The organism is Streptomyces sp. NBC_00287, from assembly GCF_036173105.1.
Taxonomy (GTDB): Bacteria; Actinomycetota; Actinomycetes; order Streptomycetales; family Streptomycetaceae; genus Streptomyces.
In genome coordinates this window covers 5,734,164-5,759,083 of record NZ_CP108053.1, presented here as the reverse complement: position 1 = coordinate 5,759,083, position 24,920 = coordinate 5,734,164, and the positions used below count along the sequence as shown (strand labels likewise).

General features: G+C 71.2%; 18 protein-coding genes. 6 read left to right on the top strand and 12 right to left on the bottom strand.

Translation table 11 applies throughout. The annotated features are described in order from the left end of the window. Positions 1-9: 9 nt before the first annotated feature. Positions 10-537: a DoxX family protein gene (locus OHT76_RS26385; protein ID WP_328873323.1), complete on the bottom strand. Its 528-nt coding sequence runs from the start codon at positions 535-537 to the stop codon at positions 10-12. A 160-nt stretch (positions 538-697) separates the two neighbouring features. Further along, complete coding sequence (locus OHT76_RS26380) at positions 698-1,981, bottom strand: hypothetical protein (RefSeq protein ID WP_328873322.1); 1,284 nt, start codon at positions 1,979-1,981, stop codon at positions 698-700. 166 nt (positions 1,982-2,147) lie between these two features. On the opposite strand from OHT76_RS26380, the gene OHT76_RS26375 reads away from it, so the two are divergent. Next, the gene (locus OHT76_RS26375; RefSeq protein ID WP_328873321.1) at positions 2,148-3,035 is read left to right on the top strand and encodes a DUF4429 domain-containing protein; all 888 of its coding nucleotides are present in this window, start codon (positions 2,148-2,150) and stop codon (positions 3,033-3,035) included. Here OHT76_RS26375 and OHT76_RS26370 read toward each other — a convergent pair. Continuing rightward, the gene (locus OHT76_RS26370; RefSeq protein ID WP_328873320.1) at positions 3,032-3,826 is read right to left on the bottom strand and encodes a class II aldolase/adducin family protein; all 795 of its coding nucleotides are present in this window, start codon (positions 3,824-3,826) and stop codon (positions 3,032-3,034) included. The genes OHT76_RS26375 and OHT76_RS26370 overlap by 4 nt on opposite strands. A 163-nt stretch (positions 3,827-3,989) precedes the next feature. Between OHT76_RS26370 and OHT76_RS26365 the strand changes: the two genes are divergently transcribed. Next, positions 3,990-4,601 (top strand): hypothetical protein, encoded by a 612-nt coding sequence (locus OHT76_RS26365; protein ID WP_328873319.1) that lies wholly within the window; start codon positions 3,990-3,992, stop codon positions 4,599-4,601. Positions 4,602-4,643: 42 nt separating this feature from the next. Next, positions 4,644-5,117 (top strand): pyridoxamine 5'-phosphate oxidase family protein, encoded by a 474-nt coding sequence (locus OHT76_RS26360; RefSeq protein ID WP_328873318.1) that lies wholly within the window; start codon positions 4,644-4,646, stop codon positions 5,115-5,117. A gap of 19 nt (positions 5,118-5,136) precedes the next feature. On the opposite strand, the gene guaA is transcribed toward OHT76_RS26360, so the two are convergent. After that, on the bottom strand, positions 5,137-6,711 hold the full coding sequence (gene guaA / locus OHT76_RS26355) for a glutamine-hydrolyzing GMP synthase (protein WP_328873317.1): 1,575 nt from the start codon (positions 6,709-6,711) through the stop codon (positions 5,137-5,139). A gap of 308 nt (positions 6,712-7,019) precedes the next feature. Between guaA and OHT76_RS26350 the strand changes: the two genes are divergently transcribed. Together OHT76_RS26350 and OHT76_RS26345 are read left to right on the top strand one after the other, a co-directional pair. After that, positions 7,020-7,313 (top strand): chorismate mutase, encoded by a 294-nt coding sequence (locus OHT76_RS26350; protein ID WP_328873316.1) that lies wholly within the window; start codon positions 7,020-7,022, stop codon positions 7,311-7,313. A 624-nt stretch (positions 7,314-7,937) separates the two neighbouring features. Further along, the gene (locus tag OHT76_RS26345; RefSeq protein ID WP_328873315.1) at positions 7,938-8,981 is read left to right on the top strand and encodes an LAETG motif-containing sortase-dependent surface protein; all 1,044 of its coding nucleotides are present in this window, start codon (positions 7,938-7,940) and stop codon (positions 8,979-8,981) included. A 75-nt stretch (positions 8,982-9,056) separates the two neighbouring features. Here the strand turns inward: OHT76_RS26345 and OHT76_RS26340 are convergent, their stop codons facing one another. From OHT76_RS26340 to OHT76_RS26305, 8 genes are all read right to left on the bottom strand, one after another. Then, positions 9,057-10,832 carry a GMC family oxidoreductase gene (locus tag OHT76_RS26340; protein WP_328873314.1) on the bottom strand — a complete coding sequence of 592 codons (1,776 nt, stop codon included), beginning with the start codon at positions 10,830-10,832 and terminating at the stop codon, positions 9,057-9,059. A 48-nt stretch (positions 10,833-10,880) separates the two neighbouring features. Next, positions 10,881-12,494 (bottom strand): succinic semialdehyde dehydrogenase, encoded by a 1,614-nt coding sequence (locus OHT76_RS26335; protein ID WP_328873313.1) that lies wholly within the window; start codon positions 12,492-12,494, stop codon positions 10,881-10,883. Between the two features lie 104 nt (positions 12,495-12,598). After that, a complete protein-coding gene (locus OHT76_RS26330; RefSeq protein ID WP_328873312.1) occupies positions 12,599-14,158 on the bottom strand; it encodes a serine/threonine-protein kinase in 1,560 nt (519 codons plus the stop codon). A 70-nt stretch (positions 14,159-14,228) separates the two neighbouring features. Next, positions 14,229-15,890 carry a serine/threonine-protein kinase gene (locus tag OHT76_RS26325; protein ID WP_328873311.1) on the bottom strand — a complete coding sequence of 554 codons (1,662 nt, stop codon included), beginning with the start codon at positions 15,888-15,890 and terminating at the stop codon, positions 14,229-14,231. Positions 15,891-15,971: 81 nt separating this feature from the next. Next, positions 15,972-17,066, bottom strand: a complete 1,095-nt coding sequence (locus tag OHT76_RS26320; RefSeq protein ID WP_443049836.1) for a serine/threonine-protein kinase — start codon at positions 17,064-17,066, stop codon at positions 15,972-15,974. A 69-nt stretch (positions 17,067-17,135) separates the two neighbouring features. Next, positions 17,136-18,734, bottom strand: coding sequence for a serine/threonine-protein kinase (locus tag OHT76_RS26315; RefSeq protein ID WP_328873310.1), 1,599 nt, complete (start codon positions 18,732-18,734; stop codon positions 17,136-17,138). 129 nt (positions 18,735-18,863) lie between these two features. After that, complete coding sequence (locus OHT76_RS26310; protein ID WP_328873309.1) at positions 18,864-21,521, bottom strand: protein kinase; 2,658 nt, start codon at positions 21,519-21,521, stop codon at positions 18,864-18,866. Between the two features lie 175 nt (positions 21,522-21,696). After that, entirely contained in the window at positions 21,697-23,610 is a 1,914-nt protein-coding gene (locus OHT76_RS26305; protein ID WP_328876623.1) for a serine/threonine-protein kinase, read from the bottom strand. Positions 23,611-23,780: 170 nt separating this feature from the next. On the opposite strand from OHT76_RS26305, the gene OHT76_RS26300 reads away from it, so the two are divergent. Further along, the gene (locus OHT76_RS26300) at positions 23,781-24,836 is read left to right on the top strand and encodes a serine hydrolase domain-containing protein (protein WP_328873308.1); all 1,056 of its coding nucleotides are present in this window, start codon (positions 23,781-23,783) and stop codon (positions 24,834-24,836) included. The last annotated feature ends 84 nt before the right edge of the window (positions 24,837-24,920 follow it).

Sequence of the window (24,920 nt, the reverse complement as noted above, 5' to 3'; positions counted from 1 at the left end):
CCTCGCCCGCTACTGGTAACCGGCTCGCTGCCGTTTGCGGGCCCGGAGCATGGCGTCCAGCGAGAGGCAGGGGGCGCCGGCGAGGACCAGGGGGAGCCAGGCCATCAGGTAGGCGAGGTCGTTGCCGTAGTAGTACGGGTCCGCGGCCCAGCTCACCGTCAGCCACAGGCTGAGCGAGATCAGGGCGCCGCCCAGGGCGGCGAGGCGGGCGAAGAGGCCCAGGAGGGTGCCGATGCCGACGGCCAGCTCGCCGAAGGCGATGGCGTAGCCGAAGGCGACGGGGTTCTCCAGGGACATGTCGACCAGCTCGGGGATGGCAGCGGTGTCACGGACGGCGCGCATCATGTCGCCGATGGAGCCCGAGCCGGAGTCCTTCAGAAAGGAGCTGTCGGTGAGTTTGTCGAGGGAGGCGTAGATGAAGGTGACGCCCAGGAAGATGCGGAGAGGGAGGAGGGCGTAGCGCGTGGCCAGGTCCCGCCAGTCGTGGCCGCCGTCCAGGTACGGGTCGTGTGTGTCGGTACGGAAGCCATGAGTCATCGGTGCCGCCTCTCGCCCGTCGGGACGTGCCCCTCAAGGGACGATACGTACACCGACCTGGGCCCGCTCAATCCTGACCCGACCATTTTCTCCGGCTTGACGGTTTTTCGCCCCCGGCCTCACCGCCGAAGACGCCCCGACCTCATCGCCCAGGAAACGGTCACTCCGTCACATCGATCGCGTACCGCCCGGTCTCCACGCCCGCGGCCGTCACCACCTGCACCTCCACCCTCCCCGGCTCCACATCCGCCGGGACCGGGACCGTCAGGACCGTGTCCGTCGGGTTGCTGAAGCCTCCGGTCACCGGGACCAGGGGGACATGGACGTTGACCGGGCCGATGCGGACCACCATGCGGGACAGGCGGTCGGCGGTGCCCGCGCCGGGCGGGACGAAGCCGGCGCCGCGGATCTCGATGTCGTCGCCGGTGCGGATCGGGCCGTCCAGGTCGCCGGCCTCCCGGGAGCGGACCACGGAGAGGATCACCGGGCGGCCGCCCTCGGCGTACTTGCCGGCCAGGTAGGTCGCCGCGGAGATCAGGACGACCACCGCAAGGCCCCAGGGCAGATCCGGGAGCTGGTCGGGGCGGCGGGACAGGCGTACCGCGGCGAACAGCAGGGCCACCGCGCTGATCACCAGGTACTGGATGTCGGCGAAGGTTCCCCGGCCGGCGTCGTCCGTCAGGAGGTCCGAGGCGCGGGGGCGTTCCGCGCGTACCTTCTGCAGGCGTTGGCCCAGCACGCGCAGGCTCACGACCCGGCGGACCAGCACCGCGATGGCGCAGACCACCGCGAGGACGGTCACCGCACCGGCCCCGCGGGCGAGTTCGAGGCCGGCGATCAGGGCGTCGCGTTCCCCGGGCTCGGAGGCGGCGGCGAGGCGGCCCACCAGGACCAGCACCGCGTACGCCACGAACAGCACCCATACCGCGGCCACCGCGCGGGAGGTGGACAGCCGGTTGTCCTCGCCGATGACGGGGGCCAGCGCGCCGCCCCGGGCGCGGTGGAACCATGACGCCGCCGTCAGCGCGCCCGCCGTCACCACCGCCGCCAGCAGTCCGGCCGTACGCGCGCTCGTCCAGCCCGCGCCGATCGCGGTGAGCGCCTGTGCGAGGAGCAGGGCGATCACCAGGGCCCACACCGTGTACGCGGTGCGGCGCCACAGACGGGCCAGCCAGGCCTCGCCCTCGGCGCGGCCGCGTTCGGCGACCAGTTCGGCGGACTGGGTGAGTTCCTCCGAGACCCACTGCCGGGATGCCGACGCCGAGTGCGCCACCGCCGCGGGCAGGCCATGGCCGGCCGCGAACTCGTCCCGCTTCAGCAGGAATTCGGCCACCGCGCGCCGGTGCCCCGCACGCGCCCCGTGCGGACAGTCCCCGCAGGTGCAGCCACCCGCGTGCGCACCCGCGCCCGCGTCCGCGCCTTGTCTCGCCTCCTGCACCGCCACGTCCGACGCCCGCCTTCCCCGTGCTCGGTACCGCCACAACTCCAGCGCACTGGCAGCGAATTGTGCCCTACGCCACCCCGGGCCACCCCAGCAGGGCGGGTCCGCGGCAGGCCTGTCGGGAGTGATGCGCGGGTCGCCGTGTTGACCCGGCTGGGAGAATTTCCCCATGGCCGAGATCATCCAGCGCGACGGGACCTGGGCCTTCGACGGCACCACGGTCAGGATCACGCCGGGTCTGCACCGCTCGGTGCCGCTGTTCCGGCAGACGTACGGGGAGATCGCCGTACCGCTGGAGGCCGTCGCCGGGGTCGTCTTCGAACCCGAACGCAAGCGCGGCCGACTGCGGATGCGGCTGCGCGAGGGCGCCGATCCGCTTCTGCACGCGACCGGGGGACGGCTGCCCGACCCGGCGGACCCGTACCGGCTGACGGTGGACGTGGACCGCGCCGGGGTCGCCGAGTACGTGGCCGAGGAGATCCGCCGCTCCCTGCTGCTGGACCAGATCCCTACCGAGCCCACCAAGGCCTATCTGCTGCCCGGCCCCCCGGTCCCGGTCTCGGTCCGCTCCTCCGACGGCACGGTCTCCTTCGACGGAATCCAGGTGCGCATCGACTGGGCCGACACCTCCGACCGGGTCAAACGGGCCACCGGGCCACGCATCATCAACCTCGCCGATGTCACCGGGGTCGAGTGGCTGCCCAACTCCGGCTACGAGGACGGCTTTCTGCGCTTCGTCACCCGCGAGACGTCGTTCTCCAAACTCCCGCCGGAGAAGGACCCTTACGCCCTCGACCTGTGGGGCAGCGCCCGCCGCGATCTGCTCACCGCGCTCGTCGCCACCGCGGTGACCGCCCGGCTGCCGCACCCCTCCACCCGCACCGGCGTGGAGTACGCGGAGCGCTCCCGCCCGCTCACCGCGGCCGTACCGCCGCCGGCCGACCATCACGACGTACTCCTGCGCAGGCTGCGGGAGTTGGGGGAGCTGCACAGGGACGGGGTCCTCACCGACGAGGAGTTCGCGATGACCAAGGCGGTCGTGCTCAGAGGCTTCTAGCTCAGCAGGTCCGGTTCGCTCCGGCTGATGTCCTGCCACAACGGCTGATAGTTGATCCACGCCACCAGATCCCCGCCGAGTTGCTCGCGGGTCGCGACCGCCGCCTTGTGGTCGATCAGGACCGGCCGGCCCGCCGCCTTCGCGGTCAGCTGCACCTGGCAGGAGCGTTCCAGCGACAGAAACCACCAGGCCGCCGCGTCCACCGAGTCGCCCACGGTCAGCAGTCCGTGGTTGCGCAGCACGAGCGCCTTGTTCGAGCCGAGCGCGGTCGCGATACGGCGGCCCTCCTCGGCGTCGACGGCGACACCGCTGTAGGCGTCGTACAGGGCGATGTCCTCGTAGAAGGCGCAGCTCTCCTGGGTGATCGGGTCGAGGAGCTCGCCGAGGGCCGCGAGCGCGCGGCCGTGCACGGAGTGGCAGTGGGCGACGGCGACGACGTCCGGGCGAGCGGCGTGGACCTGGGCGTGGACGGTGAAGGCGGCCTGGTTGACGTGATAGCGGCCGTCGATGACCTGTCCGTCCGAGTTGGCCAGCACCAGATCGCTGACCGTGACGTGCCTGAACGGCATCCCGAAGGGGTTCACCCAGAAACAGTCGCTGAACTCCGGATCGCGTGCAGTGATGTGCCCCGAGACCCCGTCCTCGAAGCCGAGGCGCCCGAAGATCCGCAGCGCGCCCGCGAGCCGTTCCTTGCGGTGCCGGCGTTCGTCCTCGACCGACTCGTGCATCGGCGGCATGGCGAAGCGCAGCCGGTCGGTGGGGAGCGGAAGCGGCGGCGTGGACCCGAGCATGTGGCAGCCTCCTGCACTGGTTCCTTTACGGCCCGGAAGTTACCGTCGGTCAGGGCAAAAGGGCAGGGCCGAGTTGTAAAGATGACGCGCAACCCTTTCAGGGACTCGCCGGTCTGTGATGCGGAACCAGAAATTCAGCACCACTTTTCAGCCAGGAGCCCCCGTGAGCATCGCCGACCGCCACGTCACCGCCCTCATGCGGCAGCTCGCCTCCCAGGACGTGGTCGAGCTCGTCCACCCCTTCGCCGAGTGGCAGACCTTCGGCGCCCTCGCGTACATCGCCGAGTGCTACGGCTTCCGGTACGCGGACGTCCGTCTCGTCGGCAAGGAGAAGACCGCCCACATCCGCCTGGTCCGCGACACCGGCCCCCGGGCCCAGCAGCGCGCGGCGGCCAACGCGGCCGCGTTCCCGAATGCGGGCGCGGGCGGCCCGGTGCCCGGCATGTACCAGGGCTCCCTGACGCCCGTCCCCGAGGCACAGCCGGACGTCGACCTGATCACGACGCTCATCCGGTACGACGCCCTGGGCGCCGCCGCCAACCGCAAGCAGCTGCTCACCATGGCCTGGGCGTTCCCGCTGCTGTTCGTGCTGCTGGCCGCGCTGACCGGAAAGTTCGTGGTCCTGCTTCCGCTCGCCGCCCTGACCCCGGCGTTCCTGCTGATCACCCTGCGCGTGAACGAGGCCCGGCGCGCCAAGCTGGCCCGGCGTCTGAGCGCCGCGGGCTGCACGCCGGTGCGGGACGAGCAGGGCCGGGAACGCTACATCCGCGCCTGATAGCAGACAGAAGATGTCGGGTATCGGCGTCACACTCTTCGTATGACGAACAATTGGGCCGCCCTCACCACCGCCGAACCCGAACTCGCCAAGCTCGTGGAGGAGCGCTTCGGCGCCTACACCCACCACATCCTCGCCACCCTCCGCAAGGACGGCTCCCCCCGGACCACCGGCCTGGAGGTCCGCTTCCTGAACGGCGAGCTGTGGCTCGGCATGATGCCGGACTCGCTCAAGGCGCTCGACCTGCGCCGCGACCCGCGCTTCGCGCTCCAGGCGAACCCGGGAGAGGGCACCGGCATGGGCGGCGGAGACGTCCGGATCAGCGGGCGGGCGATCGAGGTCCACGACCCCGCGCAGAAGGCCGGGTACAGCGAAGAGGTGGAACCGCCGGAGCCGTTCCACCTCTTCCGCACCGAGCTGACGGAGGTCACGCGGACCTACATCGAGGACGACAAGTACCTGGTCGTCCAGGTCTGGAAGCCCGGAGCGCCGGTGCGCACGCTCAAGCGGACCTGACTTTCACAAAGCGGGAGACCTACTCCCACTCGATCGTGCCCGGCGGCTTCGACGTCACGTCGAGCACGACCCGGTTGACGTCCCGCACCTCGTTGGTGATCCGCGTGGAGATCTTCGCGAGGACGTCGTACGGCAGACGCGACCAGTCGGCCGTCATGGCGTCCTCGGAGGAGACCGGGCGCAGCACGATCGGGTGGCCGTAGGTCCGGCCGTCGCCCTGGACGCCGACCGAGCGGACGTCCGCGAGCAGGACCACCGGGCACTGCCAGATGTCGCGGTCCAGGCCGGCCGCGGTCAGTTCCTCGCGGGCGATGGCGTCGGCGTCGCGGAGCAGATCGAGCCGGTCCTTCGTCACCTCACCGACGATACGGATGCCCAGGCCGGGGCCGGGGAACGGCTGGCGCTGGACGATCTCCTCGGGCAGGCCCAGCTCCTGGCCGACCATCCGGACCTCGTCCTTGAACAGCTGGCGCAGCGGCTCGATGAGCTGGAACTCGAGGTCCTCGGGCAGGCCGCCCACATTGTGGTGGGACTTGATGTTCGCCGTGCCGGTGCCGCCACCGGACTCGACCACGTCGGGATACAGGGTCCCCTGGACCAGGAACTCCACCGCCGGACCCGCGTCCGCGATGATCTCGGCCTGGGCCTGCTCGAAGACCCGGATGAACTCGCGGCCGATGATCTTCCGCTTCTCCTCGGGATCGGAGACCCCGGCCAGCGCCTTGAGGAACCGCTCCTCCGCGTCCACGACCTTCAGCTGTACGCCGGTCGCGGCCACGAAGTCCTTCTCGACCTGCTCGCTCTCGCCCTTGCGCATCAGGCCGTGGTCGACGTACACGCAGGTCAGCTGGGAGCCGATGGCCTTGGCGACCAGGCCCGCGGCGACCGCGGAGTCCACGCCGCCGGACAGACCGCAGATCGCGCGCTTGTCGCCGACCAGCTCGCGGATCGCGGTGACCTGCTCCTCGATGACATTGCCCGTGGTCCACGAGGGCGTGAGCCCGGCACCGCGGTACAGGAAGTGCTCCAGCACCTGCTGGCCGTGCGTGGAGTGCATGACCTCGGGGTGGTACTGGACGCCGTAGAGCTTCTGCTCGTCGTTCTCGAAGGCGGCGACCGGGACGACGTCCGTGGAGGCCGTGACGGTGAAGCCCTCGGGGGCGGCGGAGCAGGCGTCGCCGTGCGACATCCAGACGTGCTGCTCGGCCGGGGTGCCCTCGAAGAGGGTGGAGGAGGAGCGGGAGACATGCAGGTCGGTACGGCCGTACTCGCGCGCGCCGGTGTTGTCGACGGTGCCGCCGAGGCTCTGGGCCATCAGCTGGAAGCCGTAGCACATACCGAAGACGGGGACGCCGGCCTCGAAGAGCGCGCGGTCGAGACGGGGGGCGCCCTCCTCGTAGACCGACGAGGGGCCGCCGGAGAGGATGATGGCCGCCGGGTTCTTGGCGAGCATCTCCGCGACCGGCATGGTGCTCGGCACGATCTCGCTGTAGACCCGGGCCTCACGGACGCGACGGGCGATGAGCTGGGCGTACTGCGCGCCGAAGTCGACTACCAGGACGGTGTCGGGGGCGGCGGGGGTCGCTGGTGACACGGGTTGCCTTCCGGCGGCTTGAAAAGGGCTGTGCCACCGATTCTAACGGGGCGGCCAACGGCGGATTGCGTCTCAGGATGCGAACCGGGTTGGGCGGTCACCGTGGGCCACGGCATACTGACCACATGCTCACGCACCCGACCTTCCTCTTTACCTATGGCATCCGGCCCACCGGCTGCCATGGTCGTGCTGCTTGAGCAACTGACAAGCGACTTCCCAGGCGCCCCGGGCCGACAAGGTCCGGGGCGCCTGGTGTTTTCCGGATCTTGCCGCTCCGGGGCACCCGTCACCACCAAGGAGCCCCCGACATGACCGCCAACGCCATCGCCACGGAGAAGACCGGCGCCCGTACCGACGAGGCCGCCTCCGTGATCACCGGCGCCCGTGACCGCATCGACTCGCTCGACGACCGGATCATCGGTCTGATCCAGGAACGGATGGCCGTCTCGGCCGTCGTCCAGGAGGCCCGGATCGCCTCGGGCGGTCGCCGGGTGAACCTCTCCCGCGAGATGGAGATCCTCGACCACTACAGGGAGGCGCTGGGCAAGCCGGGCACCGCCCTCGCGATGACGCTCCTCGAACTGTGCCGCGGCCGCATCTGAGTTCGAGCCCGCCCTCACCCGTACGGCGCGTGACCGTGACGCGAGACGCTTCGTTGGTGGTGGTGTCCGTGTCAGCCAGGGGCGGGCCCGAAAGAACCACGCGTGGCTCACTGGAGCGATGAGACGTACGGATCGTGCCGTGCGTCGTGGGACCTCGCTCCAGTCAAGTGACCGGACGGCAGGGGACAGCAGCCCGGTCACCCAAGAGAACGGTCGGCTCCGGGGACGCCCGGGGCCGGCCGGCGGGAATGCACAACTCAAGTCCAAAGCTGGGTCAAACGGTTGCGGAGGCCGCTGCGATCCAGCACGATGCGAGGAAGCCCCCGAAGTCCCAGAGGTCCAGACCTCTACCCACAGCATCCACAGACAAGCGGCGCAACCCCCCGGCGCCGCTCCCAGGCACCGGCGCTGCCCTGACGTCGGTGCTGACGAAAGAAGGGCCCCGCGACCGAGCGCCGCGGGGCCCTTCGCCGTTCATAAAAATGCCGGGCCGTTCGCCCGTACATAAAAATTTTGTGAGCGCGCGGTACAACCATTCACAGACCTCGCGGATCAAACCATGCGAACCAAGGGCCACACCCGCGCCCCACGCGGAGGCCTCAGCATCGAGTTTTCGAGGTCTTCATGAAGCTTCGCCGTGCCCTGGCCGCCGCGGCCGCGACGGCCGCCATCGCGCCGATCGCGCTGATGTCCGCTCCGGCCGCGTTCGCCACGGAGGAGACCTCGCCGTCGCCGTCCGCGACCGAGAGCACGCCGAGCGCTCCGGAGAGCACCCCCGAGAGCACGCCCGGCGCCGATGAGTCGACCCCGGCCGCCGAGACCACCACGCCCGCGCCCACCGGCTCCTCCCCGGCCGCCGAGGAGAGCAGCCCGGCCCCGGCCGAGAGCAGCCCCGCCGCCACCGGGAGCTCCCCGGCCCCGACCGCGAGCACCCCGTCCGACGACGAGTCCGAGGACGAAGAGGGCGACGACGAGATCGTCGAGGAGTGCCCCGTCGACGAAGAGGGCTACCCGATCTACGACATCAGCGAGGTGCTGCACAGCTCGCTGACCGGTCTGCCCGAGACCGTGGTGGCGGGCAGCGGCTGGACGAACTTCAAGTTCAACGTCACCAACTCCGGCGACGAGACGATCGAGGACATCCTGCCCGTCGTCGGCGTCGCCGCGATGGACTGGGTGCTGGAGGACGACTACACCGACCTGGTCACCGTGCAGGTGAACAAGGGCGGCTCCTGGGTCGACATCGCCACCCAGTTCGGCGAGGGCGGCGCGCTCAACGCCTTCACCCTCGAAGGCGGCCAGTCGATCAGCTACGACCTGCGGGTGAACATCAGCCGCGAGGTCCCGAGCGCGGTCGGCATCGCCATCGGGCTGGCCGAGTACTCCACCGAGGACGCCTGCTGGACCTCCGAGGACGAGAACTACGGCATCTACTTCTTCGAGGTCCTGCCGGCCGGCTCCAACCCCGGTAAGCCGAACGACTCCAAGCCGCAGACCGGCGGCAAGGACGAGATCACCGACGTCAACGAGGTCGACGTCGACGGTGAGCTCGCCGAGACCGGCTCGGACTCGAACCTGCCCGTCCTCGCCACCATCGGTGGTATCGCGATCGTCGCCGGTACGGGCGTGGTGTTCGCGATGAAGCGCCGCAAGGGCGCCGAGGCGTAAGGCCTCGACAGACTCAACGCAAGAAAAGAGAAGGACCTGCACTCGGAGGGGGGTGCAGGTCCTTCTCGTTTCCCGTCACTTCTTCGGCGGCACCGCCGGCATCCCCAGGAACGGCAGCCGCAGCGCGCCGAACGCCTCCGCCGGGACCGCGGGCTGCTTCGGCTCGACCGGCTGGAGCCGCTCGTACGGCCGCTCCTGCGCCGGACGCGGGTCCTCCTCGCCCTTGTTGGGCCAGTACGACATCGCCCGCTCGGCCTGTGCGGTGATGGTCAGGGAGGGGTTGACGCCCAGGTTCGCGGAGACCGCGGCGCCGTCGACCACCGAGATGCCCGGGTGGCCGTACAGCCGGTGGTACGGGTCGATCACGCCGGTCTCCGGTGAGGCGCCGATCGGGCAGCCGCCGAGGAAGTGGGCGGTGAGCGGGGTGCCCATCAGTTCGCCGACGTTGGAGCCCGCGAAGCCGTTGATCTCGGCCGCGATCGCCGAGGCGGCCTCGGTGGCGGCGCTGATCTGCATGGGGTTGGGGGCGCCGTGCCCCTGGCGGGCGGTGAGCATGCCCTTGCCGACGCCGTCCGGTTTCAGATACGTCGTCAGGGAGTTGTCCAGGGACTGCATCACCAGGCCGATGATGGTCCGCTCCGACCAGCGCCGGTTGGACAGGGAGCGCAGGATCAGCAGCGGGTGCCGGGCGGCGTTGCCCAGCCAGGCCGCGACGCGTGAGGCGCCCTTTGTGTACGGGACCTGAAGTATCGTCAGGCTGCCCATCGAGTTGGAGCCCTTGCCGTAACGGACCGGCTCGATATGGGTGTTGCCGTCGGGATGGACCGACGACGTGATCGCGACCCCGCGCGTGAAGTCGACCTTCTTCTCGCCCGTCACCTTGCGATAGCGCCGGTTGTCGGTCTGCGCGCCCACCAGCGCCTCGGAGTTGGTCCGGGTCAGCTCGCCCAGCTTCGGCGAGAGATACGGCAGTTGCCCGCTCTCCTTCATCCGGTGCAGCAGCGTCTGGGTGCCGTAGGTGCCGGCGGCGAGGACGACACGGCGGGCCTTGAAGACGCGGCCCTCGCTCTTCTTCCGGTCCGTCGGAAGGGTCGCGACCGCGTAGCCGCCCTGCGAGTCGTCGGTGACCGACACGACCGTCGTCATGGGGTGCACGACCGCGCCGGCCTTCTCGGCGAGGTAGAGGTAGTTCTCGTTCAGGGTGTTCTTCGCGCCGTGGCGGCAGCCCGTCATGCACTCGCCGCACTCGGTACAGGCCTTGCGGGCCGGTCCCGCGCCGCCGAAGTAGGGGTCGGCGACCTGCGCGCCGGGCTTGGCCTTCGTGGCGCCGTCCGCGTCCTCGCCGTCGCCGAAGAAGACACCGACCGGCGCCATGTGGAAGGTGTCGCCGACTCCCATCCGCTGCGCCGCGGCCTTCAGATGGACGTCGGAGGGGGTCATGGTCGGGTTGAGCCGAACGCCGAGCATGCGCTGGGCCTGGTCGTAGTACGGCTTCAACTCCTCCTGCCAGTCGGTGATGTCCCGCCACTGCGGGTCCTCGAAGAACGGCTTCGGCGGTACGTAGAGGGTGTTGGCGTAGTTGAGCGAGCCGCCGCCGACGCCCGCGCCGGCCAGGACCATGACGTTGCCGAGCAGATGGATGCGCTGGATGCCGAACATCTTGAGCTTCGGCGCCCAGAGGTAGTTCTTCAGGTCCCAGGAGTTCTTGGGGAGGGTCTCGCGGGTGAAGCGGCGGCCGGCCTCCAGGACGCCTACGGTGTAGCCCTTCTCCGTCAGGCGCAGGGCGGTCACCGAGCCGCCGAAGCCTGATCCGACGACGATGACGTCATAGTCGTATGCGTCCTGGGGCACGTGCGTTCTCTCCTTTGAGCAAGCAGTGCGGGGGGAGTTCAAACAGGTCTAGCGGAAGCGGAACGCCTTCATCAGACGCAGGCTGCGGCTCATGAACGCCGCGTACTTCTCGTCGTCCATGCCCAGCGACGGCGCCATCGGCAGCAGGCGCTGGTGGGCCACCGTCTGGGCCTCGGTGTACTTGAGGATGCCCTCGGAGCCGTGGCGGCGGCCGAGGCCCGAGTCCTTCATGCCGCCCATCGGGGACTGGACGCTGCCGTAGGCGGGGGCGTAGCCCTCGTTGACGTTGACCGTGCCGGTGCGCAGCCGGGCGGCGACCGCGCGGCCACGGCTGCCGTCCTTGGTCCACACCGAGGAATTGAGGCCGTACGGCGTGGAGTTGGCGTGCTCGATCGCCTCGGCCTCGGTCTTGAAGCGGTAGATGGAGACGACCGGGCCGAAGGTCTCCTCCGTGCAGACCGCCATGGGCGCCTCGACGCCGTCGAGGATGGTCGGCTCGAAGAAGTACGGGCCGACGTCCGGGCGGGCCGTGCCACCGGCGACGAGCTTGGCGCCCTTGGCGACGGCCTCCTCCACATGCCGCTTGACGGTCTCCAGCTGGCGCTCGCCGACCAGGGAGCCCATATCGGCGCCGTAGGCGAGGGAGCGGCCGAGGCGCATGGCCTTGGTGCGGGCGGCGAAGCGCTCCAGGAAGGCGTCGGCGATCGACTCGTGGACGTACAACCGCTCGATGGAGATGCAGAGTTGGCCCGCGGAGGAGAAGCAGGCGCGGACGGCGCCCGCCGAGGCCTTCTCGATGTCGGCGTCCTCGAGGACCAGCATGGCGTTCTTGCCGCCGAGTTCGAGGGAGACGCCGACCAGACGGGCCGCGGCGCCCTGGGCGACCTCGCGGCCGGTGCGGGTGGAGCCGGTGAAGGAGACGTAGTCGGCGTGGCGGACGACCTCGGGTCCGACGACCGGGCCGTCGCCGAGCACGACCTGGAAGACCTCGGCGGGCAGACCGGCCTCGATCAGCAGGTCACGGGCCCACAGGGCGGTCAGGCAGGTCTCCGTGTCCGGCTTCATGACGACGGCGTTGCCCGCGACGAAGGCCGGCAGCGCGTCGCCGACCGACAGCTCCAGCGGGTAGTTCCAGGGCGCGATCTGGCCGACGACTCCGCGCGGGTGGCGCAGCTCGGTCACCTTGGTGAGGGTCGGGATGGCTCCGGTGTGCCGCTTGGGCTTGAGATATGCGGGTGCCTTACGGCCGTAATGGCGCGCCGCGACGGCGACGGCCTGCACCTCCTCGTGGGCGTGCAGCCGCGCCTTGCCGGTCTCCAGCTGGATCAGGTCCAGGACCTCGGCCTGGCGCTCCAGCACCAGGTCGTGGAAGCGCAGCAGGACGGCGGCGCGCTGCCGTACCGGGGTCTCGGCCCAGACCGCCTGGGCGACGCGGGCCGCCACGAACGCCTTCTCCACGTCCTCGGGCGTGGACTCCGGCAGGTCCGCCAGCTTCTCGCCGGTGAACGGCGTGTGGTTGGCGGTCCGGCCCGAACCGACCACACCCCGGGTCAGCTGGGCGACCAGCTCGGGGGTCACCACGTCGGCGGCCGTGCGGGCGCCCTCAGGGGCGGGGGCGAGGGGATTCGTGCCGGTCTGTACCGGGGCCTGCGAGTCCGTCATGACGCGCAGGGTATGCCGCGGCGGAGCCTTTGTGTACCCGGCGGTAACGGGGATTCACCGAGTGCTCACATGTTGCCAGCGTCCACTGGCAACGAATGCGCTGATCAGGGCGTTGTGATCGCGAGCCGATCACGCGCACCCTTGAAGAGAGCAGTGCCCTGTTTCTCGTCCGCCGTGCCCTTGGGCATCTCGACACGCAGCTCGTACAGCCGGCCGTCGTCGGTCCGGACGAACAGCTCCATCACTCGGCGCCGGGCGTCCTTGTCACCGTAGGTGCTGTCCGACTGCACGGCCTCCCAGCCCTTGAGGCTAGTGTCCGTGTACTGCGTGCTCGCCCCGCCGAAGAACTCCCAGGTCGCCGCGTGCTGCTTCGCCTGGCTCAGGGGGGTGCCGGGGGCCTTGTCCCACTGGGTGAGGCGGACCTGGAGGGTTCCGGCCGCGTACTCGACCATGCGGGGCTGGTAGGTGGGGCTGCCCTGCCGGGCGAACTCCTCGTACTCGGCGGGGAGGGCGAGGGTGGCGTGCATGGCCTTTTCGGGGTGGGAGGTCCAGGTGTCGGTGCGGCCCTTCTGGGCGCCGGTGTTCTGCGTCGCCGCGCCGCTGTCGGGGCCGTTGAGGAACGCGGCGCCCAGCCAGGAGGCGCCGACCAGGAGGGCGCCGAGGAGGGCCACGGGGAGGGCACGGCGGTGGAGCGGGCGGCGGCGCTGGACTGCGGGCGGCCCTATGACGGATATCGGCTCGGCGGACGTGTCCTCGTCCGCCGCCAGCCGCATCGTCCCGATGTCGTCGCCGTACTCCTCCAGCTCGGAGGCGTCCTGAGGCTCGGGCTCCTCGGGCGCCACCGCCTCCAGCGCCGCCGCGGTCTCCTCGGCGCGCGGGCGCAGGGCGGGGTCCTTCGCCAACAGCCGCGTCAGGAGCGGGCCGAGGGCGCCCGCCCGCTTCGGCTCGGGCGGGTCGACGGCGAGGATCGCGGCGAGCGTGGACTCCATCGTCGTACGACGGAAAGGCGACCAGCCTTCCACGGCCGCGTAGAGGAGGACGCCGAGGGACCACAGGTCGGAGGCGGGGCCCGCGGTGCGGTCGGACATGCGCTCGGGGGCGATGAACTCCAGCGAGCCGACGAACTCGCCCGTGGCGGTGAGGGGTTCCTCGCCCTGGATGTGCGCGATGCCGAAGTCGGTGAGGACGACCCGGTCGTGCCGGCCGAGCAGGACGTTGGCGGGCTTGACGTCCCGGTGCACGATCCCGACGGAGTGCGCCGCGCGCAGGGCGCCGAGGACGGCGAGGCCGATACGGGCGCACTCGGCGGGCTCCAGGGGACCGCGCCGGAGCATTTCGTGCAGGGACTCGCCGCGCACCAACTCCATGACGATCCACGGGAGTCCGTCCTCCTCGACGACGACGTCGTGGATGGAGACGGCGGACGGATGGTCCACGCGTGCGGCGGCGCGGGCCTCACGGTAGAGCCGGTGGGCGGCCCGCTGGTACGCCTCGTCCTCGGGTTCGCCGGGCAACCGCGGTTGTTTTACGGCGACTTCGCGGCTCACGAGCTCGTCGTGGGCGCGCCAGACGGTACCCATGCCGCCGGAGCCGATCCGCTCGATCAACCGGTAGCGCCCACCGACCACACGTCCGTCGCGCTGGCGTTCGCCGCCGTCACTCATGCCCCATGCCTATCGTGCGCGGCGGGTGCTTGTCGACGCGGGGGGTTTCAGGGCTTGCTCACGGGCTTGCTCAGGGCTTGTGGATCTCCCAGTTGTCGATCGTCGTCCGGGCGATCTCGCGGCTCTCGTCGGTGAAGTAGCCCTCGCCCGGGTAGTCGATCCACAGCCGGTACATGTCGCCGTTGCCCGCCCGGTAGTAGAGCACCCGAGCCTCACGCTTGAGCGGGGCCGTCGAGCTCGTCGTCGTGTAGAAGACGGTGTTCTCGGCGGCCTCCCGCTCCTTCCACGTGGTCTCCTTCGGCTTCCCCTTCGGCGCGGGGGAATCGGCGATGTCCCAGGTGTACTCGCCGTCCTTGAGCATCTCCCAGTCGGCGAAGGCCTTTTCGCTTGCGGTGGCCGGGATCTCGCCGTCCGTGTCGTCCTTCTTCACGTCGCGGTCGACGGTGATCCGCACCACCCCGCTGGGGTCGGCCCACGCCGCGACGGTCCCGTCCGAGTCGGTCGCGTCGGGGAGCTTCTTGAAGCCCTGGGGGACCTTGATGGTGGCCCCGACCTTCGTGCCGAGGTCCTGCGTCTTCCAGGAGTCCGTCTTCTCGCCCGCGAACGGGTCGGCGATCACCAGGTACGCGGCAGCCACCGCGACCGCCACGAACGCCGCGCCGATCGCGGTCAGCGACTTGGCGCCGAGCCGGATGCCCCTTTCGGTGCCCCCGAGTTGGACCACCTGCGTCGGCGCGGGCGCCGGCGGGTTCGCCGCCTTCTCCAGCAGCGCCCGCGTCTGCGCGGCGCCCGGTCGGCGGGCCGGGTCCTTCTGGAGCAGGCCGGTGATGAGCTCGGCAAGCGGGCCCTGCGCGGAGGCGGGCGCGGCCGGGGTCGCGTTGAGGACGGACTGGAGCGTGGCCGGGGTGTTGCTGCGGCGGAACGGCGAGACGCCCTCCGTCGCCGCGTACAGCACCACACCGAGGGACCACAGGTCGCTCGCGGGGCCCGGACGCTGGCCCAGCACCCGCTCGGGGGCGATGTACTCGGGCGAGCCGACGAAGCCGCCGGTGTCGGTCAGATTGGTCTCGCCCTCGATCTGGGCGATACCGAAGTCGGTGAGCACGACGCGCTCGTGCCGGCCGAGCAGCACATTGTCCGGCTTCACGTCCCGGTGCAGGATGCCCGCCGCGTGTGCGGCCTCCAGCGCGCCCAGCACTTCGAGGCCGACCCGGGCCGCCTCACGGGCGCCGAGGGTGCCCTCCTGGAGGACATCGCCGAGGGAACGGCCCTGCACCAGCTCCATGACGATCCAGGGCTGGTCGTCCACGACCGCAACGTCGTGCACATTCACGACAGCCGGGTGGTCGAGCCGGGCTGCGGCGCGGGCCTCGCGGCGCATCCGCTCGAAGGCGTTGGCGCGTTCACGTTCGGGAAGATGGTCCGGGATGCGGGGCTCCTTGACGGCCACCTCGCGGTCCACGGTCTCGTCCTTGGCCCGCCATACGGTGCCCATACCGCCGTGCCCGAGCTTGCTCAACAGCCGGTACCGGCCCCCGATCAGCCGCCCGGCACCGGGGTCCTGGGCGGCGGCGGCCTGCTGCGGCGGGACGACCTGGGTGGGCGCCGCGTACGGGTTGCCCGGGTGCGGCACATGGTCCGGGTGCGGCACGGCCGCCTGCTGCCTCGGCGGTTGCAGGCCAAAACTGGTTGGCTCGTCGGACCCGTAAGGGGCTCCCCCGTTGTTGCTCATGCGTGTATCCATATCGCGCCAAGGGCCCTGCAATCCACTTCGAACACTGTCCGGTCACAGACCCGTGACTCGGGGTGGGTCTTATCTCCCATTTATGTACGTGCGCGGGGACAGCGACGGTGATGGGGTCACCGAGGGAGAGCGGGACGTACTCGCCGAAGTCGCCGGACTGGAACTCGAACTCGGCGGTGACGGAACGTTTCCGCCGCTCTCCCCGTTCACCAGCATCGCCACCGCCGACACCCCGGCGCCCGCCACCGCGGCGACCAGCAGCACGCTCACCAGCACGCCCCGCGGGGACCGCCAGACCGACGGGACCGGCGCCGGTCCCGGGGGGCGCCCGGTAGCCAGGAAGTCCCGCAACATCCGCTCGGCCCGCGCCGCCTCGAGACGCCGTAACGGATCGCGCTCCAGCAGCCCTTGTACGACGGGCAGCAGAGGCGCGGCCTGCGGGGGCGGCCGTATCTCGTCGAAGACGACCGCGTGCAGGATGCCACCCAACGAGTCGCGCCGGAACGGCGATTCACCGCTGACGGCCGTGCACAGCAGCGCGCCCACCGACCACAGGTCGGAGGCGGGCCCGGTCCTGGCGCCGGACATCCGTTCGGGCGCGGTGTACTCGGGTGAGCCCACGAAGGTGCCGGTCTCGGTGAGGGTGCTGGCCCCCGCGACCTGGGCGATCCCGAAGTCGGTGAGCACGACACGGCCGGTGCCGGCGTCGATGAGGACGTTCGCGGGCTTGATGTCACGGTGCAGCACACCGGCCGCGTGCGCGGTCCGCAGCGCGCTCAGCAGATCGGCGCCGATCCTGGCAGCCTCGACGGCGTCGACGGGGCCGTGCGTGACGATCCGGTCGGCGAGAGAGCCGCCGTCGATCAACTCCATGACGATGTATGGCCGTTCGGCGTGCTCCACGACGTCGTGCACGACGATGATGTGCGGATGCCGCAGCCGCGCGACCGCGCGGGCCTCGCGGAGGGTCCGCTCGCGACGCCGCCGGAGATCCGCCGGGGAGAGCAACTCGGTCCCGTCGAAGGGGAACTCCTTCACCGCCACACTTCGGCCGAGCAGTTGGTCGGTGGCGCGCCACACGACGCCCATGCCGCCGCGGCCGATCCGGGCCTCCAGACGGTAACGGCCCGCGATGACACGGAAACTGTCGCTCTCGGTCCCCATGCGCCCCATGATGCGGCACCGGAGCGGCGTTCTCCGGATCGCCGACCGGCCAAAAGGCGTCTCGGGCCGTCAGCCCTCGCGCCAGCTCTTCAGCACGGTCTCGAACCGCTGCTCCGCGGTGGCCCATTCGCCCACCGGGGCGGCCATGTAGAGGGCGTACTCGACGCCACTGCGGGCCATGTACATCTGGTCGACGGCCCGGTACGGCCCCGGGTAGGCCGTGTCCTTCGGCAGCGCGGTCCAGGTGTACTCCAGCCGCGAGCCCTGCCGGTCGCGGTAGACCTTGCGCTCCAGGCTGACCTGCGTGTAGTCCACCAGCCGCTCGCTCAACTGCTTGTCCAGGTCGACCTGGTGCACGTACGAGTCGTCGATGTCCGGTGAGCTGTCCACGGCGATACGCAGAAGGTGCCGGCCGCCGTCGGGCGAGTAGTCGATCTGCTGAAGGCCGTCCTCGTCGCTGAACACGCTGCGCTGCCAGCCCTTGGGCAGGGAGAGGCTGAAACCCAGGGGGTCGTCGACGGATTCCCAGCCGGCGGGGACGGTGCCGGTGCTCTCCGGGGTCTTCTCGGCTGTCGGCGTCGGGCTCGGCGACGTGGACGTCTGCTCGGTCTGCCGTCCCTCGTCCCACTTCTGGAGGGCCACGACCGTGCCGCCGCCGACCAGCGCCGCGAGGACGACGACGAGAGCGAGCGTGCGCAGCCGACGGCGCTTCGGCGGGGCGGCGGCTGGGGCGTACGGGCCGGGCGTCCGCGGATACGGCGTGGCCGCGGCCGGCTCCGGTGCCGTGGGCGTCTCGGGCAGCACGTGCTGGTACGCATGCTGTGTCGGCACGTACATCTGCGCCGCGCTCGGCCGCCGTCCCTCCGCCGCCTCGGCGAGCATCAGCTCGGCCGCGGCCACGTCCGGGCGTACGGCGGGGTCCTTGTGCAGCAGCGCGGCGATGACGGGGCCGAGCGGACCGGCGTACGCGGGCTCCGCGGCCTCCTCCTCGACGACCGCCTGCATGGTCGTCAGGGGGGAGGTGCGGCGGAACGGCGAGCGGCCCTCCACCGCCGTGTACAGGGTGGCGCCGAGGGCCCACAGGTCGGACGCCGGGCCCGGATCGTGGCCGCGGATGCGTTCCGGGGCGAGATAGTCGACGGAGCCGACGACCTCTCCGGTGCGCGTGATGGTGGTGTCGCCCTCGATCTGGGCGATGCCGAAGTCGGTGAGCAGGACGCGGCCGTCGTCGCCGAGGAGGACATTGCCGGGCTTGACGTCGCGGTGCAGGACGCCCGCGGAGTGCGCGGCGCGCAGGGCGCGCAGCACCCACAGGCCGATCCTGGCGGCCTCGCGCGGCTCGACCCGGCCGCGCTCCTTGACCGCGTCGGCCAGCGAGTGGCCCTCGACCAGCTCCATCACGATCCACGGTCGGGCGTCGTGATCGAGCACGTCATGCACGGTGACGACCGCGGAGTGGTTGATCCGCGCCGCTGCCCTGGCCTCCGCCCGAGTGCGGGCGAGGAGCCGTTCCTGGTCGCTCTCGGAGACGAAGTGCGCGGCGGTCAACTCCTTGATCGCGACGGCCCGGTGCAGCACCTCGTCGTGCGCACGCCACACCCGGCCCATACCGCCGCTGCCGATGGCGTCGGCTAGCCGGTAGCGCCCCGCGAGGAGCTGGCCCTGCATCTGATTCACGTTGCCCCGCAATGCTCTTGACAGGGTCAGGTTAGGGACCGGGTCGCGTGCAGGGAACAAGCGGGGTGGCACAGAGACAGCACTGTGACGGTTGCCGTCACCCAGAGTCCGGGGTGTGGATCAGCCGGTGACCTGATAGGTGGCCGACGCCTGCTCGAACAGCCGCGTCACCTCGTCCCGCTCCGCCTCCGGACCACGCACCTGCACCACGTGGTACCGGTCGCCGATCAGGATCGCGAGATTGCGTACGAACCGCTCGCGCCCCGCGTCATCGGTCCAGGTGAACTGGCCCTCGGCCATGGTCCGCCCGCCCACCTCGATGGTCTTCAGACCGGTGGAGGTGGCCCAGCTGGAGTCCCGGTACGGCTGGAGCTCGGGCTCGTCCTCGCGCTGGTACGCCATCGGGTCGTCGCCGAACTCGTCGGCGGTGTCCCTTCCCGGTACGACGATCAGCTCGAAGTCGCCGTGCGCGTACACGACCTGCCCGCGACCGTTCTTCCCCGTACGGTCCCACCCATTGGCGACGGCGACTCGGAACCCCTCGTCGTCCGCGCGGAGGGCGAAGCCGTCGGCGACATCGGGGCCCGTGGTCTGCGACCCGGTCGAACCGGCGGACTCCGAGGGGCTGTTCCCGCCGGGCTTCTCGGGCTCCTCGGCGGGCGAGGTCTGGTCGGGCCGGGGCTCACTGCTGGCCTCGGGCGCCTGGCTGACCTCACCCGTGGCGCCGGTCCGGTCGGTGTCGTCGGCGCCGCCGGTGTCGGCCTTGGGCATGAAGAGCATGGCGTACGCGATGGCCCCGGCCATCAGCAGCAGGATCAGCACGAGCAGGGTACGGCCGAGGCGGCGCGGCGAACTTGCCTCCTGCCGGGCCCGCTTGTGCCGTCCGTGGTGCGCGGGCAGCCCGGCGCGCCGTCTGCGCACCAGCTCGCCCCTGCGGCGCACCACCGGCAGCCGGCTGGCGTCGGCGGGCGGCGCGGCGACGACATGCGCCCCGGCCTCCGGCTCGGGCGCGGACCGCACGAGGGAACGCAGCCAGCCGCGCAGCTCCTCGAAGTCGAGCCGCTCGGTGGGGTCCTGCCGCAGCAACGACTCGACGACCGGCCTGAGCGGCCCGCACTCCTCAGCGAAGGCGGGCGGCTCGGCACACACCATCTGCACGAGCTCGGCGGTCGACTCCTCAGGATACGGCGCATGCCCCTGCACGGACCGGAACAGCAGCGCCCCGAGCGCCCACAGGTCGGTCGCGGGCCCGATCGGCGCCGCCAACTGCCAGTTCTCATGCACAGGCCCGGCCTGTTCGGGCGCCCACCGCTCGGTGACGGGACCGACGACGGCCATCCGCGCCTGTCGGGCGCGCTCTGCGGCGAGGGCGGTGGCGGGGCCGCGGCGGACGGGGGCGGTGGCGGCGAGGTCGTCCCAGCGGCTGGGGGGTGGGGCGGCGGGGACGGAGGCTGGGGCACCGGCGGGCGCGGTGGGGTGGGGTACGAATCCGGCGCCGGCCCCGCCCGGGGGCAGCGCGGTACGACCAGGTCCGGCCTGGCCCGTCTGCCGTTCACCGGCCTCCGGCAGGACGCCACCGGCCCCGGCGCGAGGCGCGGCACCGTGCCAGGACCCGGCGCGCACGCCGTACGGGTCGGCGATCTGTCCCGGGGGGCCTGCGGCCGGGCTGGACTGCTGGCCACCGTTGGCCGAGGGGTACGGCGGCTGCGCCGAGCCATTGGCCAAGGGATACGACGATGGCGCCGCGCCGCTTGCCGAGGGATACGGCGATTGGCCCGCACCGTTGGCCTCGGGGGCCGGACGCGCACCCGGCAGGGCCGCTCGGCCGTTCTGGGCCTCCTGCACCCGGGCCGCGGCCCGTGCCCCCGCCCGGTACGCGGCGATCGCTCCGGCGCGCGCCGCCCGGATGTCCCCGCCGGCCTCCACGGCCCGTGGCGCCGGCGTACCGGCTCCACCGCCGCCCGGGTTCGTGTTGCCGCCCGCTTCGGCGATCGGGGGCAGCCCTCCGGCCTCCCGGGCCTCGATCGCGGCCCGCCGTGCGGCCTCGGGGTCCACCTCGACGGAGACGGGACCACCGGGGCCACCCGGACCACCCGGACCACCCGGACCGCCGGGGGCACCGCCGTGCCCGCTGAAGCCCGCGCCGCTCTCGTCATCGTCCGCCGGCACCGGGTCGTACCCGCACAGCGCCTCTTCCGCGGCCCCGACGGCCAGCCCGGTCAGCATCACCCGTCCGTCCTCGCAGACGAGCACGGTCCGTGCCGTGATGTTCCGGTGCACCCAGCCGTGCGCATGCAGCACCCGCAGCGCCATCAGCACATCGGAGGCGACCTCGGCCGCCCGGTACGGCGTCAGCGGCTTCTCGGCGAGCAGCGCGGCCAACGGTCGCGCCGACACCAACTCGCTGACGATCCACAGCGAACCGCCCTCGGCGAACACATCGAAGACCTGGTCCAGCCGGGGATGGTCCGGAATCCGGGCCGCCGCCTGCGCGGCCTCCACCGCCCGCCGCACGGCCGGATCGCTGGGCCGCCGGGTACTGCCACGCGCCGCGGGCCGCCGCACCGCACCCCGCTCACGCGCGGTGAAACCGTCGGGCAGCCCCTGGTCGTCGAGCACCTCCGCCTCGACGACCTCCGGCAACGGCACCTGCCTGACCAGGACTTCCTGTCCGCTGTAGGTGTCGAAGGCGCGGGTCTCGGTGAGTTCGTACTCGTCGGACGGCGGCAGCGGCAGGCGGTAGCGGTCGGCGAGCACCCGACCCGCATAGTCCTCCACGACGCCTCCCCCGGCCGCCCGGTTGGTCAATTCCGTTCGCCTTGCGTGCCGTTGTGCATACCTACCTGGATGCGTACGGTCCGCAAGCACTCACGATACGTGCCGTAGGCAACCCACAAAGAGGGGATGCCAGATCTCACGCACCAAACCGTGACCACTCAGTACACGCGGTGGATCACGACTTCGGTTCGAAGGACTTCGTCAGCGTCCGCCATGTGTCCTTACGCAGCTCACTGCCCCAATTGGCGGCTTTCGCCGTGTACATCAGCCCATATCCGAGATCGTCATCGACGACGAACCCACGGTCGATGCTCCGGTATTTCGTGCCGCTCTCGACATAGGTGAACTCCCAGTCGGCCGTGTTCCAGCCCCGGTAGCCCACCGCCTCTATTCGGATCCGCTGGTACTGGGAGCGCTGCATGGCGCCCTCTTGGTTCTTCCAGTCGGCGACGGGGTCGTCCTTGGGCGTGGTGGTCCAACCGATGAGCAGCTTCTGCCCGTTGGGCCCGGTGAACCGATCACCCGCGATCCCCGTCGACTGGTATTTCCACCCCTTGGGCAGCCCGATGGAATACCCCTGGCTGCCCTGATGGGTTGACGCCACACCCCTGTCGTCGCCGGACGAACCGCCCGTGCCCGTATCACCGCCGGCGGATGCGCTCGCACCGGCACTCGGCGTCGATCCGGTCGTCGCCGACTGACTCGCCTGCCCGTCCGGCTGAGCCCCGCCGCTCTCGTCCTCCTTGGTATCGGCGCTCGCGCTCGCCTTGGTCGACGCCTTGGCGCCACCACCGCTCGCCGAGTCCTTGGAGTCGTCCCCACTGAAGGCGTACGCCAGCACGGCACCGATGACAGCCAGCACCACGACCACGGCGATAATCACCAAGGTCCGCCGCGGCACCACATCGGTCAGCGGCGCCCTGGGCACCGGCCGAGGCGGCAGATCCGGCGGCGTCATCACGGGCCACCCAGAACTACGCCCGCCCGACTGCCCGTTCCCCGCAGACGCACTCCGCTGCTCGGCACCGGCACTGCCCGAGTCCGAAGCCGCCGTCTCACCACCCGACTTGGCCCGAGAGGCGGCCGCAGCCCCGGCCCCTGCCGAGACGGCGGCCTTACGCACGGAACGCAGCGCCCCCCGCAACCGCTCCCCGGCCTCCGCAGGCGCGTCGGGCTGAGCCGGCAGCGGCACGACCTTCGTCGCGTCCTGCGCCTCCGGCTCGGCGGCACTGCGCTCGGGCGCGTGGATGACCTCGTTCAGCATCGAACGCGCCCCGGCGTCGTCGAGCCGCTGCGCCGGGTCCTTGGTGAGCAGCCCGTAGATGACGTCCTTCAGCGGCCCGGCGTTGTTCGGCTCCTCCAACGGCTCGGTCATCACCGCGGTGAGCGTCGCGATCGCGGAGCCCTTGTCGTACGGCGGCACACCCTCGACCGAGGCGTACAGCAGCCCGCCGAGCGACCACAGGTCGGCCGCCGGTCCCGGCTTGTGCCCGCGGGCACGCTCCGGGGAGATGTAGGAGGGCGCGCCGACGAGCATGCCGGTGGAGGTGATGGACGGGTCGCCCTCGACCTGGGCGATACCGAAGTCGGTGAGCACGACCCGGCCGTCCTCGGCGATCAGCACGTTCGATGGCTTCACATCCCGGTGCAGGATGCCCTCGCGGTGGGCCGAGCGCAGCACGTCGAGCACCGCGAGCCCGACCTCCGCCGCACGCCTGGGCTCCAGCAGGCCGTCCTCCCGGATGGCCTCGGCGAGCGACTTGCCCTCGACGAGCTCCATCACGATCCACGGCCGGTCGTCCTCGTCGACCACGTCGAAGACCGTCACCGCGCTGTTGTTACGGATCCGCGCGATGGCCTTGGCCTCGCGCAGCGTCCGCGTGATCAGCCGGCGCTTCTCCTCCTCGTCGATGTTCGAGGGGAACCGCAGCTCCTTCACGGCGACCGTCCGGCCCAGGGTCTCGTCCTCGGCCCGCCACACCGTGCCCATGCCGCCGCGGCCCAGCACATCTCCCAGCCGGTACCGCCCGGCGAGGAGACGACCGCTGTTGTCCTGCCGGGATGCTCCCGCCCGCTCCGCCTCCGACATGCGTCCCCTCATGCAACCCGCCCTGACAGAGCCTCCATTGTCTCTCACCCGACAAGTGCCCGACGCCCAGGGTGCCGGTGGTGCGCGAGAGCTCCGACACCCGGGGGCACCCCCGGCGGAACCGGCCCTTCCGCACCCTGCATGATGGGCCGCGACAAGGAGGTCCCACCATGCCCCCGCTCAGGACCGGCCCCAAGACGCTACTGGCCGTTTCTGTGACCCTGGCCCTCCTCGCGCTCACCCCGGCCGCCTCCTCCGCGCCGACCGCACCGACCTCGGAGGCAGTGCTTCCGCTGCTGGTCACCCGGGGCGGCGCCCCGGCCGCGGCACTGCTCGCCCAGGAGGAGAGCGGAACCCGCTACGCCCGGGCCGGCCTCGGCATCTCCTCCGCCGACCACTTCCGGGCGGGCAGCATCACGAAGACCTTCGTCGCCACGGTCGTCCTGCAACTGGCCGCCGAACACCGGCTGTCCCTGTCCGACACGGTGGAGAAGCACCTTCCGGGCCTGGTGCGCGGAGCCGGCAACGACGGGCGCGCGCTGACCCTGCGTGCCCTGCTCACCCACACCAGCGGTCTGTACGACTTCACCGCCGACACCGGGGGCCTGGTCCCCCTCTCCCCTCGTCAGGCCGTACGCCTCGCTCTCACCCACCCCCCGGACGACCGCGGCCGCTTCGCCTACTCCAACACCAACTACGTCCTGCTCGGCCTCGTCGTGCAGCAGGTCACCGGCCGCTCCTACGCGGCCGAGGCCGAGCGGCGCATCCTCACTCCCCTGCGCCTGACCGGCACCTCCTTTCCTGGTTCACGCACCTCTCTTCCCTCCCCGCACGGCCGCGCCTACACCGCCGACGGTCGCGATGTCACCGAGCTCGACCCGCGGGTGGCCGGAGCCGCGGGTGAGCTGGTGACCACGCTCGCCGATCTGGACCGCTTCTACGGAGCGCTGCTCGGCGGCGAGCTGCTGCCCCCGCGCCGGCTGCGCGAGATGCTCGACACCCGCGCCGCACACGGCTCGTACGGCATGGGCCTGTTTCCCGTGAAGCTGCCCTGCGGCACCACGGTGTGGGGACACAACGGGCTCATCTCCGGCAGCTATGTGCGCACCGCGGCCACCGTCGACGGACGCCGTGTCCTGACCTACCGGGTGAACACGACGGCGGTGGCAGACCCTGGCCTCGAACCCCGGCTGCTCACCGCCGAGTTCTGCCCCCGCACCTCGTAGAACGCCCGGGTTCCGAACGAAGATCCCGGTTCACGACACTCGTTCGAGTGAAGCGCGGGGATGGCAGCAGCCCAGGCGTCACAG

Bases quoted from the DNA above. Each gene is read 5' to 3' on its own strand.
- OHT76_RS26345 (WP_328873315.1), top strand. From the start codon at position 7,938: ATGAAGCTTCGCCGTGCCCTGGCCGCCGCGGCCGCGACGGCCGCCATC.
- OHT76_RS26350 (WP_328873316.1), top strand. From the start codon at position 7,020: ATGACCGCCAACGCCATCGCCACGGAGAAGACCGGCGCCCGTACCGAC.
- OHT76_RS26360 (WP_328873318.1), top strand. From the start codon at position 4,644: ATGACGAACAATTGGGCCGCCCTCACCACCGCCGAACCCGAACTCGCC.
- OHT76_RS26375 (WP_328873321.1), top strand. From the start codon at position 2,148: ATGGCCGAGATCATCCAGCGCGACGGGACCTGGGCCTTCGACGGCACC.
- OHT76_RS26325 (WP_328873311.1), bottom strand. From the start codon at position 15,890: ATGAGCAACAACGGGGGAGCCCCTTACGGGTCCGACGAGCCAACCAGT.
- OHT76_RS26370 (WP_328873320.1), bottom strand. From the start codon at position 3,826: ATGCTCGGGTCCACGCCGCCGCTTCCGCTCCCCACCGACCGGCTGCGC.
- OHT76_RS26330 (WP_328873312.1), bottom strand. From the start codon at position 14,158: ATGAGTGACGGCGGCGAACGCCAGCGCGACGGACGTGTGGTCGGTGGG.
- OHT76_RS26335 (WP_328873313.1), bottom strand. From the start codon at position 12,494: ATGACGGACTCGCAGGCCCCGGTACAGACCGGCACGAATCCCCTCGCC.
- OHT76_RS26315 (WP_328873310.1), bottom strand. From the start codon at position 18,734: ATGCAGGGCCAGCTCCTCGCGGGGCGCTACCGGCTAGCCGACGCCATC.
- OHT76_RS26305 (WP_328876623.1), bottom strand. From the start codon at position 23,610: ATGTCGGAGGCGGAGCGGGCGGGAGCATCCCGGCAGGACAACAGCGGT.
- OHT76_RS26385 (WP_328873323.1), bottom strand. From the start codon at position 537: ATGACTCATGGCTTCCGTACCGACACACACGACCCGTACCTGGACGGC.
- OHT76_RS26300 (WP_328873308.1), top strand. From the start codon at position 23,781: ATGCCCCCGCTCAGGACCGGCCCCAAGACGCTACTGGCCGTTTCTGTG.
- OHT76_RS26320 (WP_443049836.1), bottom strand. From the start codon at position 17,066: ATGGGGACCGAGAGCGACAGTTTCCGTGTCATCGCGGGCCGTTACCGT.